This is a genomic window from Propionibacterium freudenreichii subsp. freudenreichii (assembly GCF_000940845.1).
Taxonomy (GTDB): Bacteria; Actinomycetota; Actinomycetes; order Propionibacteriales; family Propionibacteriaceae; genus Propionibacterium; species Propionibacterium freudenreichii.
This window is the reverse complement of the sequence record NZ_CP010341.1, coordinates 1,225,447-1,244,318: the sequence shown is the minus strand read 5'-3', so window position 1 is coordinate 1,244,318 and position 18,872 is coordinate 1,225,447. Positions and strand designations below refer to the sequence as shown.

General features: G+C 68.0%; 16 protein-coding genes, 1 tRNA gene, 2 pseudogenes and 1 riboswitch. Of the genes and pseudogenes, 5 read left to right on the top strand and 14 right to left on the bottom strand.

Annotated features, from left to right (window positions below; all coding sequences use genetic code 11):
* Nucleotides 1-52: 52 nt before the first annotated feature.
* The 4 genes from RM25_RS05305 to RM25_RS05290 form a co-directional block, all read right to left on the bottom strand.
* Nucleotides 53-1,060 carry an ABC transporter substrate-binding protein gene (locus RM25_RS05305; RefSeq protein WP_013161003.1) on the bottom strand — a complete coding sequence of 336 codons (1,008 nt, stop codon included), beginning with the start codon at nucleotides 1,058-1,060 and terminating at the stop codon, nucleotides 53-55.
* Nucleotides 1,057-1,947 carry an ABC transporter permease gene (locus RM25_RS13365; RefSeq protein WP_013161004.1) on the bottom strand — a complete coding sequence of 297 codons (891 nt, stop codon included), beginning with the start codon at nucleotides 1,945-1,947 and terminating at the stop codon, nucleotides 1,057-1,059. The genes RM25_RS05305 and RM25_RS13365 overlap by 4 nt, the downstream gene beginning before the upstream one ends.
* 116 nt (nucleotides 1,948-2,063) lie before the next feature.
* Nucleotides 2,064-2,193: riboswitch (FMN riboswitch) on the bottom strand.
* Nucleotides 2,194-2,253: 60 nt separating this feature from the next.
* Nucleotides 2,254-3,834 carry an MFS transporter gene (locus RM25_RS05295; protein WP_044636153.1) on the bottom strand — a complete coding sequence of 527 codons (1,581 nt, stop codon included), beginning with the start codon at nucleotides 3,832-3,834 and terminating at the stop codon, nucleotides 2,254-2,256.
* 191 nt (nucleotides 3,835-4,025) lie between these two features.
* Entirely contained in the window at nucleotides 4,026-4,490 is a 465-nt protein-coding gene (locus RM25_RS05290; protein ID WP_013161006.1) for an S-ribosylhomocysteine lyase, read from the bottom strand.
* 159 nt (nucleotides 4,491-4,649) lie between these two features.
* Between RM25_RS05290 and RM25_RS05285 the strand changes: the two genes are divergently transcribed.
* Nucleotides 4,650-4,723 (top strand) — tRNA-Pro (locus tag RM25_RS05285).
* Between the two features lie 163 nt (nucleotides 4,724-4,886).
* On the opposite strand, the gene RM25_RS05280 is transcribed toward RM25_RS05285, so the two are convergent.
* Together RM25_RS05280 and RM25_RS05275 are read right to left on the bottom strand one after the other, a co-directional pair.
* Nucleotides 4,887-5,192 (bottom strand): transcriptional regulator, encoded by a 306-nt coding sequence (locus RM25_RS05280; RefSeq protein ID WP_013161016.1) that lies wholly within the window; start codon nucleotides 5,190-5,192, stop codon nucleotides 4,887-4,889.
* Nucleotides 5,185-5,706 carry a hypothetical protein gene (locus tag RM25_RS05275; RefSeq protein WP_013161017.1) on the bottom strand — a complete coding sequence of 174 codons (522 nt, stop codon included), beginning with the start codon at nucleotides 5,704-5,706 and terminating at the stop codon, nucleotides 5,185-5,187. The genes RM25_RS05280 and RM25_RS05275 overlap by 8 nt, the downstream gene beginning before the upstream one ends.
* 170 nt (nucleotides 5,707-5,876) lie before the next feature.
* Between RM25_RS05275 and RM25_RS05270 the strand changes: the two genes are divergently transcribed.
* Both RM25_RS05270 and RM25_RS05265 read left to right on the top strand, forming a co-directional pair.
* A complete protein-coding gene (locus tag RM25_RS05270) occupies nucleotides 5,877-6,752 on the top strand; it encodes an EamA family transporter (protein WP_044636152.1) in 876 nt (291 codons plus the stop codon).
* A 108-nt stretch (nucleotides 6,753-6,860) separates the two neighbouring features.
* Nucleotides 6,861-7,811 (top strand): quinone oxidoreductase family protein, encoded by a 951-nt coding sequence (locus RM25_RS05265; protein WP_044636151.1) that lies wholly within the window; start codon nucleotides 6,861-6,863, stop codon nucleotides 7,809-7,811.
* Nucleotides 7,812-7,856: 45 nt separating this feature from the next.
* Here RM25_RS05265 and RM25_RS05260 read toward each other — a convergent pair whose 3' ends face one another.
* Both RM25_RS05260 and RM25_RS05255 read right to left on the bottom strand, forming a co-directional pair.
* Nucleotides 7,857-8,435: a TetR/AcrR family transcriptional regulator gene (locus RM25_RS05260; protein ID WP_044636150.1), complete on the bottom strand. Its 579-nt coding sequence runs from the start codon at nucleotides 8,433-8,435 to the stop codon at nucleotides 7,857-7,859.
* A 25-nt stretch (nucleotides 8,436-8,460) separates the two neighbouring features.
* A pseudogene (locus RM25_RS05255) lies at nucleotides 8,461-9,837 on the bottom strand (MFS transporter); the annotation flags it as partial.
* A gap of 250 nt (nucleotides 9,838-10,087) precedes the next feature.
* Between RM25_RS05255 and RM25_RS05250 the strand changes: the two are divergent.
* Nucleotides 10,088-10,597, top strand: a complete 510-nt coding sequence (locus tag RM25_RS05250) for a ClbS/DfsB family four-helix bundle protein (RefSeq protein ID WP_044636149.1) — start codon at nucleotides 10,088-10,090, stop codon at nucleotides 10,595-10,597.
* 34 nt (nucleotides 10,598-10,631) lie between these two features.
* Here RM25_RS05250 and der read toward each other — a convergent pair whose 3' ends face one another.
* The 6 genes and pseudogenes from der to RM25_RS13500 form a co-directional block, all read right to left on the bottom strand.
* On the bottom strand, nucleotides 10,632-11,981 hold the full coding sequence (der, locus tag RM25_RS05245; RefSeq protein WP_044636148.1) for a ribosome biogenesis GTPase Der: 1,350 nt from the start codon (nucleotides 11,979-11,981) through the stop codon (nucleotides 10,632-10,634).
* A 114-nt stretch (nucleotides 11,982-12,095) separates the two neighbouring features.
* Nucleotides 12,096-12,767 (bottom strand): (d)CMP kinase, encoded by a 672-nt coding sequence (cmk, locus tag RM25_RS05240; RefSeq protein WP_013161023.1) that lies wholly within the window; start codon nucleotides 12,765-12,767, stop codon nucleotides 12,096-12,098.
* 39 nt (nucleotides 12,768-12,806) lie between these two features.
* Nucleotides 12,807-13,943 (bottom strand): prephenate dehydrogenase, encoded by a 1,137-nt coding sequence (locus tag RM25_RS05235; RefSeq protein ID WP_373561321.1) that lies wholly within the window; start codon nucleotides 13,941-13,943, stop codon nucleotides 12,807-12,809.
* A complete protein-coding gene (prcA, locus tag RM25_RS05230; protein ID WP_013161025.1) occupies nucleotides 13,903-14,628 on the bottom strand; it encodes a proteasome subunit alpha in 726 nt (241 codons plus the stop codon). Before prcA ends, RM25_RS05235 begins: the two co-directional genes overlap by 41 nt.
* Nucleotides 14,625-15,473 (bottom strand): proteasome subunit beta, encoded by an 849-nt coding sequence (prcB, locus tag RM25_RS05225; RefSeq protein WP_044636147.1) that lies wholly within the window; start codon nucleotides 15,471-15,473, stop codon nucleotides 14,625-14,627. The genes prcA and prcB overlap by 4 nt, the downstream gene beginning before the upstream one ends.
* A 181-nt stretch (nucleotides 15,474-15,654) precedes the next feature.
* Nucleotides 15,655-17,276: pseudogene (locus RM25_RS13500) on the bottom strand (HAD-IA family hydrolase); the annotation flags it as partial.
* 183 nt (nucleotides 17,277-17,459) lie between these two features.
* On the opposite strand from RM25_RS13500, the gene RM25_RS05210 reads away from it, so the two are divergent.
* Nucleotides 17,460-18,716, top strand: coding sequence for a S49 family peptidase (locus RM25_RS05210; RefSeq protein ID WP_013161029.1), 1,257 nt, complete (start codon nucleotides 17,460-17,462; stop codon nucleotides 18,714-18,716).
* Nucleotides 18,717-18,872: the final 156 nt, after the last annotated feature.

The window sequence follows — 18,872 nt, the reverse complement described above, 5'->3', positions numbered from 1 at the left end:
CCGGTACCCACGCGTGGTGGACACCGGGCCGGGTTCCCCGTCGCCGTGGGTGTCAGCCGACCAGCGACACGAAGGATTCCTTGGCGTCCACCGGCTTGGAGATGATGCCTGACTCGGCCATGAAGGTGGCCATGTCGCTCCAGCGCTGGGCGTCCTGCTTGCCGAGCTGGGAGCCGTAGAGCTTGTTGGTCGCCTCCAGCGTTGCCCTGGCCGCTGCCCGTTGGGCATCGTCCGACAGGGCCGGCACGTACTTCTCGGTCAGGGCCACCGTGCCGTCAAGATCGGAAGTGCAGTAGGCGACGGCCTTGTCGAGCGCCCGCATCATGGCCTTCAGCTGGTCCTGCTTGTCGGTGACGGTCGCCTTCGAGGCCCCAAGGCCCAGGGCAACCAACGGTGTGGCCGCATCGAGCCTGATCTCGCGGATGGGGAATCCGGCCTGGCCGAACTTCACGGCATCGTTGTTCGAGAATCCGACCACGGCATCCACCTTGTTGCCCATGAGTGCGGCTTGCTGGGTGTAGCCGATTGACTGGATGTTCACATCGCCCTGGGTCAGCCCTGCCTGCCGCAACATGGCCAGCAATGCGTACCAGTTCTCCCCGAATGGCCCGGGGATTCCGATGCTGTGTCCACGCAGGTCGGCGAATGAGGAGATGGACGAGCCCTGCGGCACGATCAATTCGGCCGGATGGCTCTGGTACATGGTGGCGAAGTTGACCACGTCGACGCCCTGGGAGCGCGACAGGAGCATCTCGTCACCGCCCGCGTAGACGACGTCCTCGGTGCCCGACTGCAGGGCACCCATCAGGGATTCGGAGGCGCCATGGTGGCGCAATGTCACGTTGAGGCCCTCGTCGGCGAAGTAGCCCTTCTGGACTGCGACGTAGAACGGTGAGAACTGGATGTCGGGGGTGTAGGTGAGCCCGACGGTGAGGGGGATGCCGGCGCTGGACGAGGCCGACGAGGAACCCGACTGGTTCCCGCAGGCGCTCATGGCAGTTCCCAGGGTGAGGGCAAGGAGCACGAGGAGGAATCTGGTGAGTCTGCTGTGACGGGTCATGCGACGAGCTCCTTCTGGGCCGACGTGTGGGATTGATGGGCTTGCGTGGCGGCCACCAAGCGCAGGTCCGGTGCCGTCTCGAGTGGCACGGGATGCGCTGCCCGGGGCACGCGATAGGGATCGGTGAATCGCTCGACCGCAATCAGGCCGAGGTAGATGACCATTGCCAGGACGCACAGCACGATGAGGGTGGAGAACAGGCCGGTGGTATCGGCCGAGGCCGATTGCATGGAGACCACCAGGCCCAGCCCGGTGCCACCCATGACGAACTCGCCGACCACCGCGCCGGTCACCGACAGGGTGAACCCATTGCGCACCCCGCTGAGAAGTGCGGCCCGCGACAGCGGCGCCTCGATGTAGCGGATCATGCGCCATCCCGAGGCCCCGTCGAGCTCGGCCGCCTCGACGACCTCGTGGTCAATCGAACGAAGGCCCAGCACGGTGGACAGCAGCAGGGGGAAGAAGACGATCAGGGAGCACAGCAGGACAATCGGGGTGAGCCCGTAACCCACCCAGATCACCAGCAGGGGCGCCAACGCCACGGCCGGGATCGCCTGCGAGGCGGCCAGGTAGGGGGATATGGCGGCCTCGGCAAGCCGAACGCGCGCCACCAGGTAGCCGACGGGAAGGGCGAACACGGTGGCCACGATGCAGCCCAGGACCGCTTCCCAGATCGTGGTGGCCGTGCGGGCCAACAATTCACCGTGGACGATGTCGTGCACCAGTCGGCTCCACACGGAGCCGGGCGTGGGCAACAAGGTGAGTGGGACGGTGTGGGTCGACACGACCGCATGCCAGGCCAGGAGCAGGAGCGCCCCCACCACCAGGGGGGCACCGATCCGCACCCCGGTGGGTGCTGGATGGCGGGTGAACCGTGATGAGGCCATCGGCTGTCGACATTCCTTCCTCGGTCAACGTGGACCGGGGTGCTCGACAGTCCGACTGCACACGACTCACACGGCCGACCCGCACGGGCCGGCCGCGGCATCGTCCGCCGCACTGTTCACGCGCTCTCCCCTCCGGACTTTCACCGTCGGTACCGGAATCCCACCGGTTCGGCCGGACCCCACGAGGGGCCGCGGTTCGCGGACTGTCACCGCCGGTTCGGACTTACACCGACCCCGGGCACGTTGAAACGTTGACCCCAACTATATACACCGCCGCTCGTCGGCGGCCCAGCCGTGTCGCCGGGTTCAGGGGGCGGGCGACGCCTTCGGTTCGGAGCCCTCGATCTCGGCCTCATCGGGCGCGACCGGATGGCGCGGGAAGAAGATCGCGACCGCGATCGTCGCGAGCACGACGACGGCTGCGCTGGCCCCCAGGCCGACCTGCATTCCCGAGACGAATCCCCGCTTCAGGGCAGCCAGGATGTCGGGGTGCGCGCCGCCCGAGGAGAGGTCGAAGGCGCGTCCCACCGAGGCCAGGATGTCGGAGTGCAATGGCTCGCCCAGGCCCCTGACCGCGGCGTCGGCACTCATCACCTCGCGGTAGCGCCACGCCAGCAGTGATCCGGTGATGGCCACGCCCATCGCACTGCCCACCTGCATGAGCGCGCTGTTGGTGGCCGACCCGGCACCCTCCGACTCCGAGGGCAGGGAATCCATGACGGCCTGGGTGGCTGCGGGCATCAGGAGACCGGCGCCCAGCCCGAAGAACATCGCGCCGGGCAGCATCTGCAGGTAGGTCATGCCGACGTGGGTCAGGGACAGCAGGGTGAAGCCGAGCGCTACGCAGATCAGGCCTGCGATGACGGCGCGCTTGATGCCGATGCGCTTGAGGCTGATCGGGGCCAGGATCGCACCGACGAGCATCATGGCGGCGACCGGCATGATGCTCAGTCCCGATTGCCATGGCGTGAACTGCAGGACGAATTGCAGGAACTGGGTGAGCACGAACAGCGCTCCGGCACCACCGGCGGTGACCAGGCCGGACACTGCCACCGAGACGGCGAAGGGGCGGCTGCGGAACAGGCTGAGACGCAGCAGTGGAGCGCTCGCGTGGTGCTGCCACCAGACGAACCCGACCAGCAGTGCGATGCCGCCGAGGAAGGCGAAGATGATGGGCGCCGAGAAGAGTCCGAGTCCCGGTGCCGAGATGACCGCCCAGCACACGGCGCACAGCCCCGCGATCGACAGCCCCGTACCGGGCCAGTCGATGTGGTCCTCGTCGCGTTCGGCCCTGACCCGCGGCAGCAGGAACACCGCTCCCACCAGGCACAGTGCCGCCACGGGAACGTTGATCAGGAAGATGGACCCCCAGCTGAAATGGGCCAACAGGCCGCCGGACAGCAGGGGTCCGACGGCGGCACCGGCACTGTTTGCGCCTGACCAGATGGCGAAGGCCGTGGTGCGTTCCCCGGGCCGGCGGAACAGTACCGAGATCAGGGCGAGCGTCGAGGGGGTCAGGAGCGCCGCGCCGATGCCGGTCAGGCCACGGGCGAGGATCAGCATCGTCGTATTGGTGGACAATCCCGCAGCCAGGGAACACAGCCCGAAGACCGCCACGCCCGCGACGAAGGTGCGCGTCCGCCCCCAGCGGTCGACCAGGCCACCGGCGACCAACAGGAAGCCGGCATAGGTCACCTGGTAGGCATCGACAGTCCATTGCAGCTCGTCGGTCGTGGCGCCGAGTTCGCGTCCCAGCGTGGGCAGGGCGACATTGAGGATCGTGTTGTCCATGGACGCCATGAACAGCGCCAACGACAGGACGATCAGGGCGATCCAGCGACGGCGATCCGGATTGATGCCGGTGTGCTGTGTCGGGTTCAACGGCACCGCCTCTCGTCAGACGCCTGCAGGGGCGCTCAATGGTCCTGTGCGCCTCGGGCGCTGCACCTGGTGGGCGACACGTGGTGCCGCATTCCGCAGACGAACCTAAACCATTGGTGGGCGGCGGGGACCCCGATCAGGAGCCACGCCGCGGGATTGGTGGGAAAAATCATCCCGAGGGATGAGCCGTATCGGCCTCAGGCCATGACCTGTTCCCATTCGGCCCGATGCCTCAGCATCGTGCTGACGGCGTCCTTGGCCCCCTGGAGGCTGTGGTTGGCTCCCCAGCCGCACTGCACCACGTTGGCGGCGGGTACGGCATCGAGGGCCAGGATGTCGCGGAAGGTCTGCTCCACGAGGTCGGCGATTCGGGGCACATCCGGCTCGCCCACCATGATCAGGTAGAAGCCCGTCTGGCAACCCATCGGGCCGAAGTCGATGACCGAGTCGCTGTGGTTGCGCACGCATTCCGCGAAGGAGTGCTCCACCGAATGGACCGCCTTCATGTCCAGGTGGTTCACATTCGGCTGGCAGAAGCGCACGTCATATTTCGTCAGGGTGTCGCCCTGGGGAAGGTGCTTGACATCGGCGACCCGGATGAACGGCGCCTTGACCTTCGTGTGATCGAGGTTGAAGCTCTCGACGTTCATGTGCTGGGTCATCGAATCTCCTCAGGGGGTCGTTCCATCGGGGTGCGGCCACGGGTTGCCGCACCGCCAACAAGCCTAATGCGGCCGCGAAGTCGACCCCGGGGCGCCGTGTCCGATTCGCACGATCGGTGGCTGTCGGGTAAAGTCCTGCAACGGGTCTTTCAGGCCCGGCGGGCTGTGGCGCAGCTTGGTAGCGCACTTGACTGGGGGTCAAGGGGTCGCAGGTTCAAATCCTGTCAGCCCGACCGTAGTCAGAGCGGGATTCACCGATCAGGTGGGTCCCGCTTTGGTATGAAATACCCACTTCTTACCCACATGGTGGCATCCCCTCGGGGCCGCTTTTCCGTCCCTGATGGCCTGGTGGCCCAAAGGTGGCCCATCCCACGTTGCGGCGCAGGAGCCAGCGCGTCAGCTTCCGGTGCCGACGATCTCGCGCAGCGCGCGCACATGACCGTCGAAGGCGAGCCTCCCCGGCCCGGTCAGCGAGAGCCACATGATCCGGCGCCCGTCGCTGCGCTCGGTGGAGGCGGCCTTGCGGGAGGTCACATAGCCCGCTGCGGTGAGGGTCTTGACATGCTTGGACAGCGTCGCATCCGACACCTCCAGGGAATCGCGCAGCAGCGCGAAATCAAGCCCATCGACAGGGCGCAGCAGCCCACAGATGCGAAGCCGCAACGGCGCATGGATCACCGCATCAAAGCGTGCCTCAACCACGGCGTACGCGTTCCACGGCGCTTCGATAGGCGACGCCGGACAGCCACGTGGTGACCCCGAAGGCGACCAGGCTCATCACCCCGACCAGCCAGGCCATCCCCAGGGAGACGGCTCCCAATGACACGCTGAACAGGAGCAGGCAGGCCACGAGCACCGCGAGCATCGCTCCGTTGGCCCGGGCCCCCAGGGCGCGGAACCTGATTCCGGTCCCACGTCGCACCAGATGGGCGATGACCAGTGCCACCGGCAGGGTCATCCATCCCGCCAGCGGCGGCTCGTAACCCGACCCCGGCGTGGTCGTGACCGCCGAGCCGACCCACCAGGCCGCCAACGCGCCGAAGGCAGCCATCAATGCCCACGGCACCGCCAACCGGTCCGCAAGGCGATGGCGGTCGGCGGACAGTGCGTCCAGTGTCGCGGCGGCCTCGTCACGGTGACCGTCGCCTGCGCTGCCCTCGGCGTGTGGACCCTTGGCCCCGTGGAAGTTCCCGGCCCCGCCAGATTCGCTTTCCATGATGGAAAGTCTACGAAAAGGGTTTCCGGGTCGGCAACCCAAACGGGCGACGCGCTCCGTCATGGAGGGCGCCCCACGCCCGGTAGGGGCGCTACCGGGCACAACACGCGGCTACCACCGCACCGTGATCACGGCCAGGAGCGCAGGGCCACCTCTGAAAGGCTGGGCACATGTCCCCCGCATTGCCAGCACGTTCCACGCTGTTCGGACCCTCGCTGGTGGTCACCGGGTTGTTCTGCCAGGAGACCGGTGCGTCGATCGCGGTGATGTTGTTCCCCGCGGTGGGTCCTGCCGGGATCGTCGCGTTGCGCCTGGTCTTCTCGGCCATCATCCTCTGCGCCGTGGCGCGCCCCTCGCTGCGGGGACGTCGCCCCATCGCCTGGTACACCGCCATCGCCTTCGGCCTGGTGCTCACCGGAATGAACCTGTTCTTCTACCTTGCGTTGGACCGACTCCCCCTGGGCACGACGGTGACCATCGAGTTGTTGGGCCCCCTGACACTGTCGGTGGTGGCCGGACGTCGATGGATGAACCTGGTGTGGGCCGGGTTGGCACTCGTCGGGGTGGTGCTGCTCGGGGGTTCGGCCACCCACCTTGATCCGTTGGGCGTGGCGTTCACCCTGGTGGCCGCCGCCTTCTGGGCGGGGTACATCCTGCTGTCGAAGGCCACGGGCAGGCACTTCGCGGGCATCCAGGGCCTGGCCGTCGCGATGGTGGCGGGTTCGGTGGTCACGGTGCCCATCGCGCTGGCAACCACCGGTAGTCGCCTGTTCGGGCCCCATGTGCTCATTGCGGGGCTGGGGATTGCGCTGCTGTCATCGGTTGCGCCCTATGCGCTGGAGATGACCGCCCTGCGGCGTACCCCGGCGGCGACGTTCGCGATCCTGTTGGCCCTGGCGCCGGCCGTGGCCGCGGCAGCCGGCTTCTTCATCCTCGGACAAACCATGACCATCCACGACGTATTCGGCATCGTGGCGGTGATCTGCGCAAGTATTGGCGCAGTATGCACACCACCGGGAAAGCCGGGAGGTCGCCAGAAGGCCTGACGACGACACCCGGCACTCCGCAACCGCCCGGTCAGGATCGTCCCGGTCAATTCACCGTGACGCCCCCGACGTGCGGTTCCGGTCCATCGCACGTGAGAGGCAGGCGCCATGAGGGCTGCAGTCGTCGAGGAATTCGGGTCACCACCCCGATGGACCGAGGTCCCCGATCCGGTTGCCACCGGTCGGCATGAGGCGGTTGTCGACGTCGTGGCGGTGGGGCTCCATCCCCGGGTGCGTTCGCAGGCGGCCGGATCGCACTACACGAGCACTGATGAGCTGCCCCTGATCCCGGGCATCGACGGCGTCGGACGCGATGCCGAGGGCCGTCTGCGTTACTTCGTGCTGCGTGACACCGTGCACGGTTCCATGGCGCAGCGGGCCGTGATCGATGTGCGCCACAGCGTCCTGCTTCCGCCCGGTGCCGACCCGGCCCAGGTGGCGGCGGTGATGAATCCGGCCATGTCGTCATGGATCGCCCTGCGCCAGCGCGTCGGCCTGCGAGCCGGCCAGTCGGTGCTGGTCCTGGGGGCCACCGGCAATGCCGGCGCGATGGCCGTGCGCGTGGCACGGCGCCTGGGGGCGGGCCGGGTGATCGCCGTGGGTCGTGGCGCGCAGCGCATGGCCGCAGCGGACCCCGATGCGATCGTCGCGCTGGATGATGCGCCCGATCGGGTGGCTGAACAGCTCGGCCGGGCGGCCAGCGATGTTGACGTGGTGCTGGACTACTTGTGGGGCCGGCCCACCGCCGACGCCCTACGGGCGATCGTGCCGGCACGCCATGACGACGACCAGAAGCTCACCTGGGTGCAGATCGGTTCCGTCGCGGGAACCGAGTCCCCGATTCCCTCGGCCGCGCTGCGGGCGACCCGCCTGGACATTGCGGGCAGTGGGCAGGGCTCGGTTCCCGCAACGCGCATCGTTGCCGAGCTCGGCGAACTGCTCGATGAGGTCGCCGCCGGGCACTTCACCAGCGACGTCCTCACCATGCCCCTGTCGCAGGTGGGGCAGGCATGGCTCACCGGGACCCACGGGACGCAACGGGTCGTCCTCGTGGCCTGACCGCGAGGCCCCGGCACGTGTGGGCGTCCAGGTGTGCCCGGCGCATCAATGCCGGCCGGGACCGCCCGGTGCGGCGGGCCCGTCCGGGCGATGTGCCAGTGCTGAGAGCCGTGAGACGATCTGCTGGCGCACGCCCGGGGACAACGCGTGGGTCGACAGTGACTCATACAGCCACAGTCCGTCAGCCGCCAGGCGTGCCACGGCATGGTCGAGTTCGGCGTCGCCCATCGGCTGATCCGTGTCCAGGGCGGGGGTCCACCGCGACATCACGGCGTGCCAGGGGGCGTACGCCTGCGGGTCGTCGACGGTCTCCAGCATGAGCAGCAATTCGGCGCGCGAGGAGCTGTGGCTCGAGTCGCGGGCATAGGCAGCAAGCTTGTCACCCTGCGAGGCAGATTCGACGGGCGTGCCCAACTGTGCCTCGAGGTCCAGCTGCCACTGGTGGGCCAGGTACTCCTGGAGCGCCAGCAACAGGGCCTCCCTGGTGGGGAAGTGATACACGACGCCGGCCTTGGTCACTCCGGCTGCGGTGGCCACGGACTCGAAGGTGACGGCACTGACACCTCCCCGCTCCACCACGCCCAGGGCGGCCCCAAGGATCGCATCGCGCTTACTCGGACGCATCGTCGCTCCCTCGCTGGTCGTCTGGTCAGTGGTTGTCGGAGAATTCCTGGGAGCGCGAGCCCGGGCCGTAGTGGCGCAGGAGCCGGGCGGTTGCTGCCGCGCCCAGTGCCAACACCACGGTGAGCACGATCATCGTCACCAGGAATCCGTTGTCGAACGCCGCATTGGCGGCACCGACGATCGCCTGATCACCCTGCGCGACGCCGATCGCCTCGGTCAGACTGGAGCGTGCCACGGCCGGGGTGCCCGGGGGAAGCCGGACGGTCGCGCTGTAGATGAAGTTCAGCATGCTACCCAGGACGGCCACCGCAATCAGGGAGCCGAACTCGTAGGAGACCTCCTCCACCGAGGAGGCCATGCCCGCGCGCCTGGCGCTGACATTGCCGACGATGGCGGTGGAGGCCACCGACATCACCGCGCCGAGGCCGATGCCGGAGATCAGGAGTCCGGCCACCATCAACCAGAACAAGTGGTCCTCGATGCCGAAGATCATCACCGCAGTGCCGATCGCACTGACCGCCAGCCCTCCGGCGATGAGCGGCAGCAGTCCCACCCGATCCAGGTACAGGCCCCCCAGCAGGCTGGTGGGCAGCGATCCGATGGCCACCACGGTGACCAGCAGGCCCGCCTCCAGTGGGGTGAAGCCCTCGACCAGCTGGAAGCGTTGGGTTGTCATGAGCTGGGCGCCGCTCACGGCGAACATCGAGATGGCCGCGGCGAGCACGCCGGCGGAGAACGCACGATTGCGGAAGATCGCGAAGTCCAGGAGAGGATCGTTCGACCGCTGTTGTCGTCGCACGAAGCTGGTCAGGCCGAGCCCTGCGGCCACGGCGCCCAGGACAACCACGGTCCAGTTGGGCGGCACATTGGCCAGCTCCTTGAGCAGGAACACGGCACCCACCAGTCCCACCATGGCCTGGAGCGAGGAGATCGCATCCCAGTGCTTGCTCGGATCGGGGTCATTCGGCGGCGCGACCACCACGGTGGCGATCAGGGCAATGACCACGAACGGGATGCCGATGAGGAAGACCGAACCCCACCAGAAGTGCTCCAACAGCAGGCCTCCGACGATCGGCCCGATCGCCGAGCCGACCACCGAGACCGTGCCCCACACGGCAATTGCAAAGTTTCGTTCCCGTTCGACATCGAAGCTCAGCCGGATGAGGGCCAGGGTCGCCGGCATCATCGCGGCTGCGCCCACCGCGATCACCGCCCGCGAGGCGATGAGCCATGCGGGGCTCGGGGAGAAGGCCGCGGCGGCCGAGGCGACGCCGAAGATCACCAGGCCGATGAGGAACATCCTGCGATGCCCCACGCGGTCCCCCAGCGTGCCAGCGCCCAGCAGCAGCCCGACGATCACGACGGGATATGCGTTGATGATCCACAGTGTCTGCGACCCATTGGCCCCCCAGCTCCTCGGTCAGGAGCGGTAGGGCGGTGTAGAGGATCGAGTTGTCCAGGGTGATGAGCAACAGGCCGATGGAGACCGTCGCCAGCAGCGTCCAGCGCTGTCGCTTCGTCAATGACACGTGGTGATACCTTCCCATTTCGACCCGCGTAACCCTACCAACCGTATGGTTATCCCACGAGTCGGCAGACGTCCTCCCGACGGGGCATGGGACGATTGATCCGCACCCGACAAAGGAGTATCCATGGCCGTCCCCCGGACCAAGGACGAGCTGCTGGTGGCGATCGCCGACAACTATGCGAAGTTGTCGATCGACCTGGGGCGCGTGCCGGCGTCGCGGGCCCGCGAGGCGTCGATGCCGGGCCATGTCGCCGGAACGGTGATGAGCCCGGCCGACCTGGTGTCGTACCTGGTGGACTGGAATGAGCAGGTGCTGGAATGGTTCACCGAGCGCCAACGCGGCGTCGAGCCGGATTTCCCGGCCAGGGGGCTGGGCTGGAACCAGCTGGGCGAGCTTGCCCAGCGCTTCTACGCCGACCATGGGGAGCTCACCTGGCCACAGCTGCTGGATCGGCTTGCACGGGCCGAACAGGGGCTCATCGAGCTGGTCAGTGCCCACGACGACACCGAACTCTATGGGCGGCCCTGGTATCGCACCCACACCGCCGGGCGGATGATCCAGTTCAACAGCTCATCGCCGTATGCGAATGCACGGCGACGAATCAGGGCGTGGCTGCGCGACCAGGGACTCTGACCGGCGGCCGGGACGCCCGGGGGTGCGACCCGGTTCAGCGGTCCTTGCGCTTCGCGCGGGCCCGCACCTGGATGTGCACCGGTGACCCCTCGAAACCGAATTCCTCACGCAACTTGCGTTCCACGAAACGCACATAGCCGGCGTCCATCAGGCCGCTGGTGAACAGGATGAACGTCGGGGGACGATTCTGGGCCTGCGTGCCGAACAGGATGCGCGGCTGCTTGCCGCCCCGCACCGGATGGGGGTTCGCGGCGACGATGCCGCCGAGGAAGGCATTGAGCTTGCCCGTCGAGACACGCGTCTCCCAGCCGGCCAGGCTCTTGTTGACCGCCTTGGCGATCTTGTCGACGTTACGGCCGGTCAGCGCCGAGATGTTGACCGTCGGGGCCCACTTCCAGGTCTGCAGGTCCTGCTCGATCTCGCGGCCGAGGTAGCGATGGCGTTCCTCGTCGGTGAGGTCCCACTTGTTGAAGGCGACGACCATGGCACGTCCGGCTTCCTCGACGCTGGACAGGATCTTCAGGTCCTGGTCGCTGATCGGCTCAGAGGCGTCGATGACGACCACGCACACCTCGGAGCGCTCAATGGCGGCCTGGGTGCGCAGCCACGCGTAGTACTCCGAGCCGCTGGCCTCCTTGACGCGCTTGCGGATGCCGGCGGTGTCGATCAGCCGGAACGGCTCCCCCGCGATCGTCACGAGTTCGTCCACGGGATCCACGGTGGTGCCGGAGACATCGCTGACCACCGAACGCTGGGCGCGCGCCAACCGGTTCAGCAGCGAACTCTTGCCCACATTCGGCTTGCCGACGATCGCCACGCGATGTGGGCCGCCGACCTCGTCGGGTTCGACGGCGGAGGTCTTCGGCAGCACCTTCACCAGGGCATCCAGCAGGTCTCCCGAACCGCGTCCGTGCAGGGCGGAGACCGGATAGGGCTCCCCAAGTCCCAGTTGCCACAGCGACGACGCCTCGGCCTCCACGCGTTCGTCGTCCACCTTGTTCGCCGCGAGGACCACTGGCTTGCCCGAGCGTCGCAGCACCTTCACCACGGCCTCGTCCTCGTCGGTCAGGCCCACCTTGGCGTCCACCACGAACAGCACGGCGTCGGCGAGTTGGATCGCCATTTCGGCCTGCTCGGCGATGTGCGCGGACATGCCCTCGGCCTTGGCGATCCAGCCGCCGGTATCGACGAGGACGAATTCGCGGCCGGCCCAGTTGGCGTCGTAGCTCACCCGGTCACGGGTCACCCCCGGCGTGTCCTGGACGACGGCCTCGCGGCGCCCGAGGATCCGGTTGACCAGGGTGGACTTGCCCACATTGGGACGCCCGACCACGGCAACCACCGGACGGGTGGACTGGGCTTGCGCAGTCTCGGCGATAGTCATGGACCCAACGCTAGTCGATCGCGCGAAGCCCCCGGACCACCAAGCCCCACGGACCACGACGTACTCAGGCCCCCGGGACGCCGCGCGCCTCCCGCCGGTCCCCTCGCACCTGCCTCAACGCAGTTCGGTGGGCACCAGGCCAACCACCTGATCGATCACCTGGCCGAGGTCAAGGTAGGTCGAGTCAATGAGCGTCACGCCCGGTGCCGGCTTGTCGAACTCGCTCATCGTGGAATCCTTGCGGTCCCGGTCGACGATCGACGAGGACACCCGATGGCGATCGACCTTGCCGAGCAGTTGTGCTTCGCGTCGCGCGATGCGGGTCTCGGCGTCGGCGACCAGGAGCACGCGCACCCGGGCCTGCGGCCACACCTGGGTGGTGACATCGCGTCCCTCGGCCACGATGCGGGGATTGCGGTTGATGATCTGGCGCATGTGCGAGGTCAGCAGCGTGCGGATCTCCGGCGTGGTGGCCACGGCACTGACGGCGTCCGAGATGCGCGGGTCGCGGATCTCGCGGGTCACGTCGTGACCGTCCACGATGATCGTCGGGTGGCGGGGATCGAGTCCCATCTGCAGGTCGGCGGTTTCGGCCCGGGCGAACAGGGCCGAATGGCTCGTCGGGTCGACCCCATCAGTGAGGCAGGCCCAGCTGATGGCCCGGTACATGGCCCCGGTATCCAGATAGGCCATGGACAGGCGGCAGGCGACCCCGCGCGCCGTACTCGACTTACCGGCCCCGCTGGGACCATCAATCGCAATCACCAATGCCGGCTTGTCAGCCATGGCCCTCTCCTCGATCGTTGTTGACGTTGCTCATTGCACTCACGAGCGCAGGTCCCATCCGGCCCGCACCATGGCGGCCCTCAGGTCGGGAGCCCGCTCGGCGTCGACGGCCACCGACAGGTAGCCGACTTCCCGGGACAATCCGTGCTCGATGGACAGATCCTCAATGTTGATTCCCTGCGCCTGGATGTCGGTGAACAGCCGTGCCAGCGCACCGGGTGTATCCGGGATCTCCACGACCACCGCGGACATGTCCCCGATCTTGCGGCCGTGCTTTCCGGGTAGCGCCGCGACGCCCTCGCGACCGCGCTCGACGAGGTCGGCAATCGCGTCGGGGTCGTCGAGCTGGTCAATGAGCCTGTCGAGGTCGCCGCGGATCGCCCTCAGCTGGGTGCCGATCTCGGTGCTGTTGGCGGTGATGATCTGGCGCCACAGGGCCGGATCGGACCCGGCGATGCGCGTGACATCGCGCACGCCCTGCCCGGCCAACAGCAGGTCGGAGGCGGGGACGTCACGCAGTCGTGCGGCGGTCAGGCTGCTCATCAGTTGTGGCATGTGGCTGATCTCGGCCACGGCGCGGTCGTGCTCGTCGGCATCCAGGTGCACCACATGGGCACCGCACATCACCGCGAGCCGTTCGACCATGCGTTGGGAAGCCTCGTTCCCGGTGCCTCGCGCCACCACCCAGGTGCGATCCACGAACAAGGTGGCGGTGGCGGTCAGGGGCCCGCTGTACTGCGAGCCGGCCATCGGGTGCGAGCCGACATAGCGCGACAGATCGCGTCCCCGGGCCCTCAGGTCCGCCAGGACGGGCGCCTTGACGCTGGCGACGTCGGTGACCACCGCATTGCGGTAGTGCGACAGGGCCCAGTCCACGACCTCGGGCACGGCCTGCGGGGGCACGGCGACGACCACCAGGTGCACGGAGGTGGGGATGGGATGTTCGACCGAGCCGGCGCCCAGGCCTGCGGCCACGACGGCATGTGAGCGATAGCGGTCACGCAGCCGGACGTCCTCGCCGACTGCGGTGAGGGCACATCCGATCGATGCGCCGACCAGCCCGGTGCCCATGATGACCACCGGGCTGAGGGGTTGCGATTCTTCGTCGTCGGCCGTGGAGGTGGAGCGGGCCACGTCAGGATTCCTTTCCGAGCAGCCCGGCAACCTGGGCAACATCAAGGCGGACAAACTTGCGTGAGGGGATGCGCGTGCGGTCGAGCACTGCGACTTCGACATCGGCGGGACCGAGTTCAGGTGACCCACCCCGACGCAGGGCATCCATGGCGGTGCTGACCACCATCGCGAGCGGCGCGGTGGGATCCAGCCGGGTGCGCAGGACATCCTGCACGGCACCCGGGTGGCCGCCGATCACGGCGAAGGGGCCCTCGTCGGAGACCGAGCCGTCGAAGTTGATGCGATACAGCCGGTCGGCGTGGTCGCCGCCCTGTGCCACGGCGGTGTCGGGATCGGCATCGCCCACCTCGGCCACGACAAGTTCGACCTCATAGGGCTTCTCCGCACCGGCGCTGAAGGCGGTCCCCAGCAGCTGGGCATAGGAATTGGCCAGCGCCCGGGCGCTCACGTCGGCACGGTCGTAGGCGTAGCCGCGCAGGTCCGCATAGCGGATTCCTGCCACCCGGAGGTTCTCGAACTCGTGATAGCGGCCAACGGCCGCGAAGCCGATCCGGTCGTGGATCTCCGACACCTTGTGCAACGTGTGCGAAGGGTTCCCGGCCAGGAAGACGATCCCATCGTGGTAGCGCGCGGTGATCGCCGAGCGTCCCCGCGCGATTCCCTTGCGGGCGAATTCGGCCCGGTCCTTCATCATCTGATCGGGCGAGATGTAGAACGGCATGCTCATGAGCTGGCTGCCCCCGGTCCGTTGGGGCGGCCATGGCGTCCCGACATCATCGTGTTGGTGAGCCCGGCCACCGCGTCGTCGGAGAACCCGTGGACCCCCTGCTCGGACGCTGACATGACTACCGGGTAGATCGCCCGGATCAGGTCTGGTCCGCCGGTGGCCGAGTCGTCATCGGCTGCGTCGAACAGTGCCTGGATACACACCAGGGCAGCCTCATCGCGCTCGAGGTCGGGGTGGTGCAGCTTCTTGAGGGATCCCCGCGCGAAGGCTGATCCCGAACCGATGGAGGCGAATTCTGACTCCTCGTAATGTCCGCCGGTGGCGTCATAGCTGACCACACGTCCCTCGCGGCGATGTGGGTCCCAGCCCGCAAGCAGGGGCACGACGACGAAGCCCTGCAGGGCCATCGTGAGCTGCTCGCGGATCATGGTGGCCAACCGGTTCGCCTTGCCCTCGAAACTGAGTGAGGCGCCTTCCAGCTTCTCGTAGTGGGACAGCTCCAGGCGATAGAGCCGGGCCAGGTCGATGGCCATTCCGGCGGCACCCGCCACGCCGATCAGTGTCGCCTCGTCCGCGGCGAAGACCTTCTCGATATCGCGCTGAGCGATCTCGTGTCCCCGGGTGGCCCGCCGGTCGCCGGCCATCACCACGCCGTCGCGGTACTTGACGGCCACGATGGTGGTCGCCCGGGTGGGCTGCACGCCGTCGGTGCCGACGCCGGCGGTGGCCAGCAATTCGGGGTGCACGGCGTGCAGGAGGTCGACGAAGGAGCTCGTCGAGGCGCTCATCAGGGCGTCATCCAGACCGGGACGAGCGTGGGGGCGCGACCATTGGGTCTCGTTCATCCGATCCAGACTACTCATCGTGGCCGTCTCCGGGCGCGGGCTGGGCCCGCTGCGCACCATCGGCGGGGTGAATGCTGCGTTGGGCATCGACATGGCGTCTCAGGGCGCGCTTGACGGCCGGGGCGATCTGGTCGGAGTCGTCGAGGGATCGCTGCCGGTTTGCGGCCAATTGCTCGGGCAGGACATTGCGCGGCACCGGTCCGGCATAGTCGGCGCCGTAGGCGGCGGGTGCGGGACGGCGCTTCTTCATGGGCGCATCGACGCCGGGGGCCATCCGCCGGGAGATCACCAGGAATCCCGTGTGGCCGTGTCCGCCATGGCCGGGCCTGATCGCCAAGCCCTCCGCGTGCCATTCGCGGACGTCGGTTTCGGTCAGCGACGGTTCGGTGAAGCCACCGTGGTAGCGCAGCTGGTCAGCCACCCTTCCCAGCTGCGTGGTGGTGGCGACGTAGCAGCACAGCAGCCCGCCGGGCACCAGGCGCTCGGCTACTGCGTCGATGCAGTCCCAGGGGCTCAGCATGTCGAGCACGGCACGATCGATCGGTTCATCGGCGATCTCGTCGACCAGGTCGCCCACCGTGATCGTCCAGCCCGGGTGGGTCCCCCCGAGGAAGGAGGTGACATTGAGCTCGGCGACGTCGGCGAATTCCTGGCGTCGCTCGTAGCTGTGCAGGGTGCCCGTCGGTCCGATGGCACGCAGGAGAGACAGGCTGAGCGCCCCCGATCCCACGCCTGCCTCGAGCACACGGGCACCCGGAAAGATGTCGGTCCACATCAGGATCTGGGCGGCATCCTTGGGGTAGATCACCGCTGCCTCGCGGGGCATGCCGACGGTGTACTCGTAGAGCAGGGGCCGGAAGACGGTGAACTGGGCGCCACCGGCGGTGGTGACCACGCCGCCCTCGGGTCGCCCGATCATCTCGTCATGGTTCACCGCACCCTTGGTGGTGTGGAAGTCCTTGCCGACCTCCAGGACGAGGGTGTGGCGTCGGCCCTTGATGTCGGTCAGGGTCACCCGTTCGCCGGCTCTCAACGGTCCGGTGTGCACGCCGGACAGGGCGGCTGGATCGAGCTGGCTCATTGGCTGTCCTCCTTGTGGGCACTGTGGGCACCGTGGGCGCGGACCATGGCTGCCAGGTCGGCCACGGTGAGGCCGACGAGGCTGTCGCGCCGCAATTGACCCGCCACCGAGGGCAGGGGCGCCACCGAGGGGATGCCGATCACCAGGGCGCCGGAGCGCTGCCCCGCTTCGCATCCGGTGGGAGAGTCCTCCAGCACGACGCACTGCCCGATGGGCACCTGCAGCGTTGCGGCGGCCAGTAGATAGCAGTCCGGCGCGGGCTTTCCGTGCTCGACCATGGGACCGGCGATGAGCGCCTCGAACGGGTCGGGGATGCCCAGTGCCGCGACGCCGGCCCGCAACAGCGATTCGGGGCTTGATGAGACCAGTGCGCAGGGCACGGCGGCGGCACCGAGCGCGTCCAGTAGTTCGAGGGCCCCGGGACGCAGCGGGGCCTGACCGGCACGCACCTGGTCGACGACACCGGCGCTGACCGACTGGTAGATGTCCCAGGGATCCAGTCCGGTGGTTCCGGTTTCCTCCGCGATGCGTTGGCCCAGGGCGTTGCCGAGGGTGCGCCACGAGGCGCCGATGTACCCCCGGGCGTCGTCGAGGGTCCACACGGCCGAGTGCGATGCCACATAGGCGATCTCGCTGGCCATCCAGGCCGGCTCGGTGTCCAGGATCGTGCCGTCGAAGTCCCACAGCACGGCGGCGGGCAGTCGCGGCGATACGGAAGTCACGAGGAGCCATTGTCCCAGTTGGACGGCGGCAATGCCCAATTGTGGCCGCGCGGGGCCCGCTCCGGACGGCCGGTCGTGTCCCGTGGGGTGGTTCCGACGGCTTTCCACAGCCGGCACGGGCGGCTGATGGGGTCTCTAGGATGATCGCAATTGCACATGCCGCCCAGTCGCGAAGGAACGCCCATGAGCATCCCCCAACCGCCCGACGACGCCGCAACCCGGGGTGCCCAGCCCCCGCCCGACCGTCCGCCCGAGGGGGCGGCCGAACAACCGCCGCCACCCTTCCAGCCGGCCCCGCCCTTCTTCCCACACGTGGTCGGCGGCTATCCGCCGGCCGCTCCCCCCGCCGGGCTGAAGCGCGGGTTCGGCCAGGGAATGGGCGTGGCGCTGGGCATCGGCGCGGTGTTGTGTGCGCTCAGCCTGATCAGTGCCATCGCCATGGTCGCCCTGGTGGGCGTCGCGCGTATCGGACGGGCCAACACCTCTGCCGAGACCAGCGTCACCAAGACCCTGTGGGGTTCCAGCAGCGCCAAGAACACACTGCGTGCGATCTCGGTGTCGGGGACCATCCAGGCATCGGGTGGATCGTCGTCGGGCATGTTCAGCTCGGCCACCTATGGCTATGACGTCGCCAAGCTGATCGACTCGCTCACCGCTGACAGTGCCGCCGGCCTCGTGCTGCTCATGGACACCCCCGGTGGGTCGATCAACGGTTCCCGGGCGATCGCCGACGCGGTCGACCGATACGAGCAGCGCACCGGGAAGAAGAGCTTCGCCTTCGTCGAGGGGATGTCCGCATCCGGGGGCATGTATGCGATGGCCGGGGTGAACCGGATCTATGCCGACCAGGGGACGATGGTCGGCAGTATCGGCGTGATCATGGGGCCCTTCGCCCGCTATCGCGATGTCACTGCGGTGGATGGCGGCCTGTTGGGCAACGGTGTCACCGCCAGTGGCGGCATTGACCAGTTCTACCTGACCCAGGGAGAGGCCAAGGACTTCGGCAATGCCTTCCGCGACATGACCCAGAAGGAACGTGACGTGTACACCGCAGGCCTTTCCCGGGAATATGACGCCTTCGTGAACTGGGTGTCGACGTCGCGGGGCATCGCCCCCGAGACGATCCGCAACGACCTGGGCGCCTATATGTTCGATGCCCAAACCGCCAAGGACAAGCATCTGGTGGACGACGTGCTGGGGCGCGAAGAGGCATTCCGCCAGATTGCCCGGGATGCCGGCGTTGATCCCGACCAGACCAAGCTGGTGACCGATGCGGAGCCCGGGTTCCTCTCGAGCCTCATGGGCTCGCGCAAGCAGGCGTTCGGGCACGGTGAGGCCCTGCAGGCCGGTGAGGGCGTGAAGGCCAGCTCGTCGCTGTGCACCGGGGCACCGGCGGTGCTCGCATGGACGGGCGACATGAATGCCATGTGCGGCCGATAGGACGCACACACGCGGGAAACCGGTGCGGCCGATAGGACGCACACACGCGGGAAACCGGTGCGGCCGATAGGACGCACACACGCGGGAAACCGGTGCGGCCGATAGGACGCACACACGCGGGAAACCGGTGCGGCCGATAGGACGCACACGCGCGGG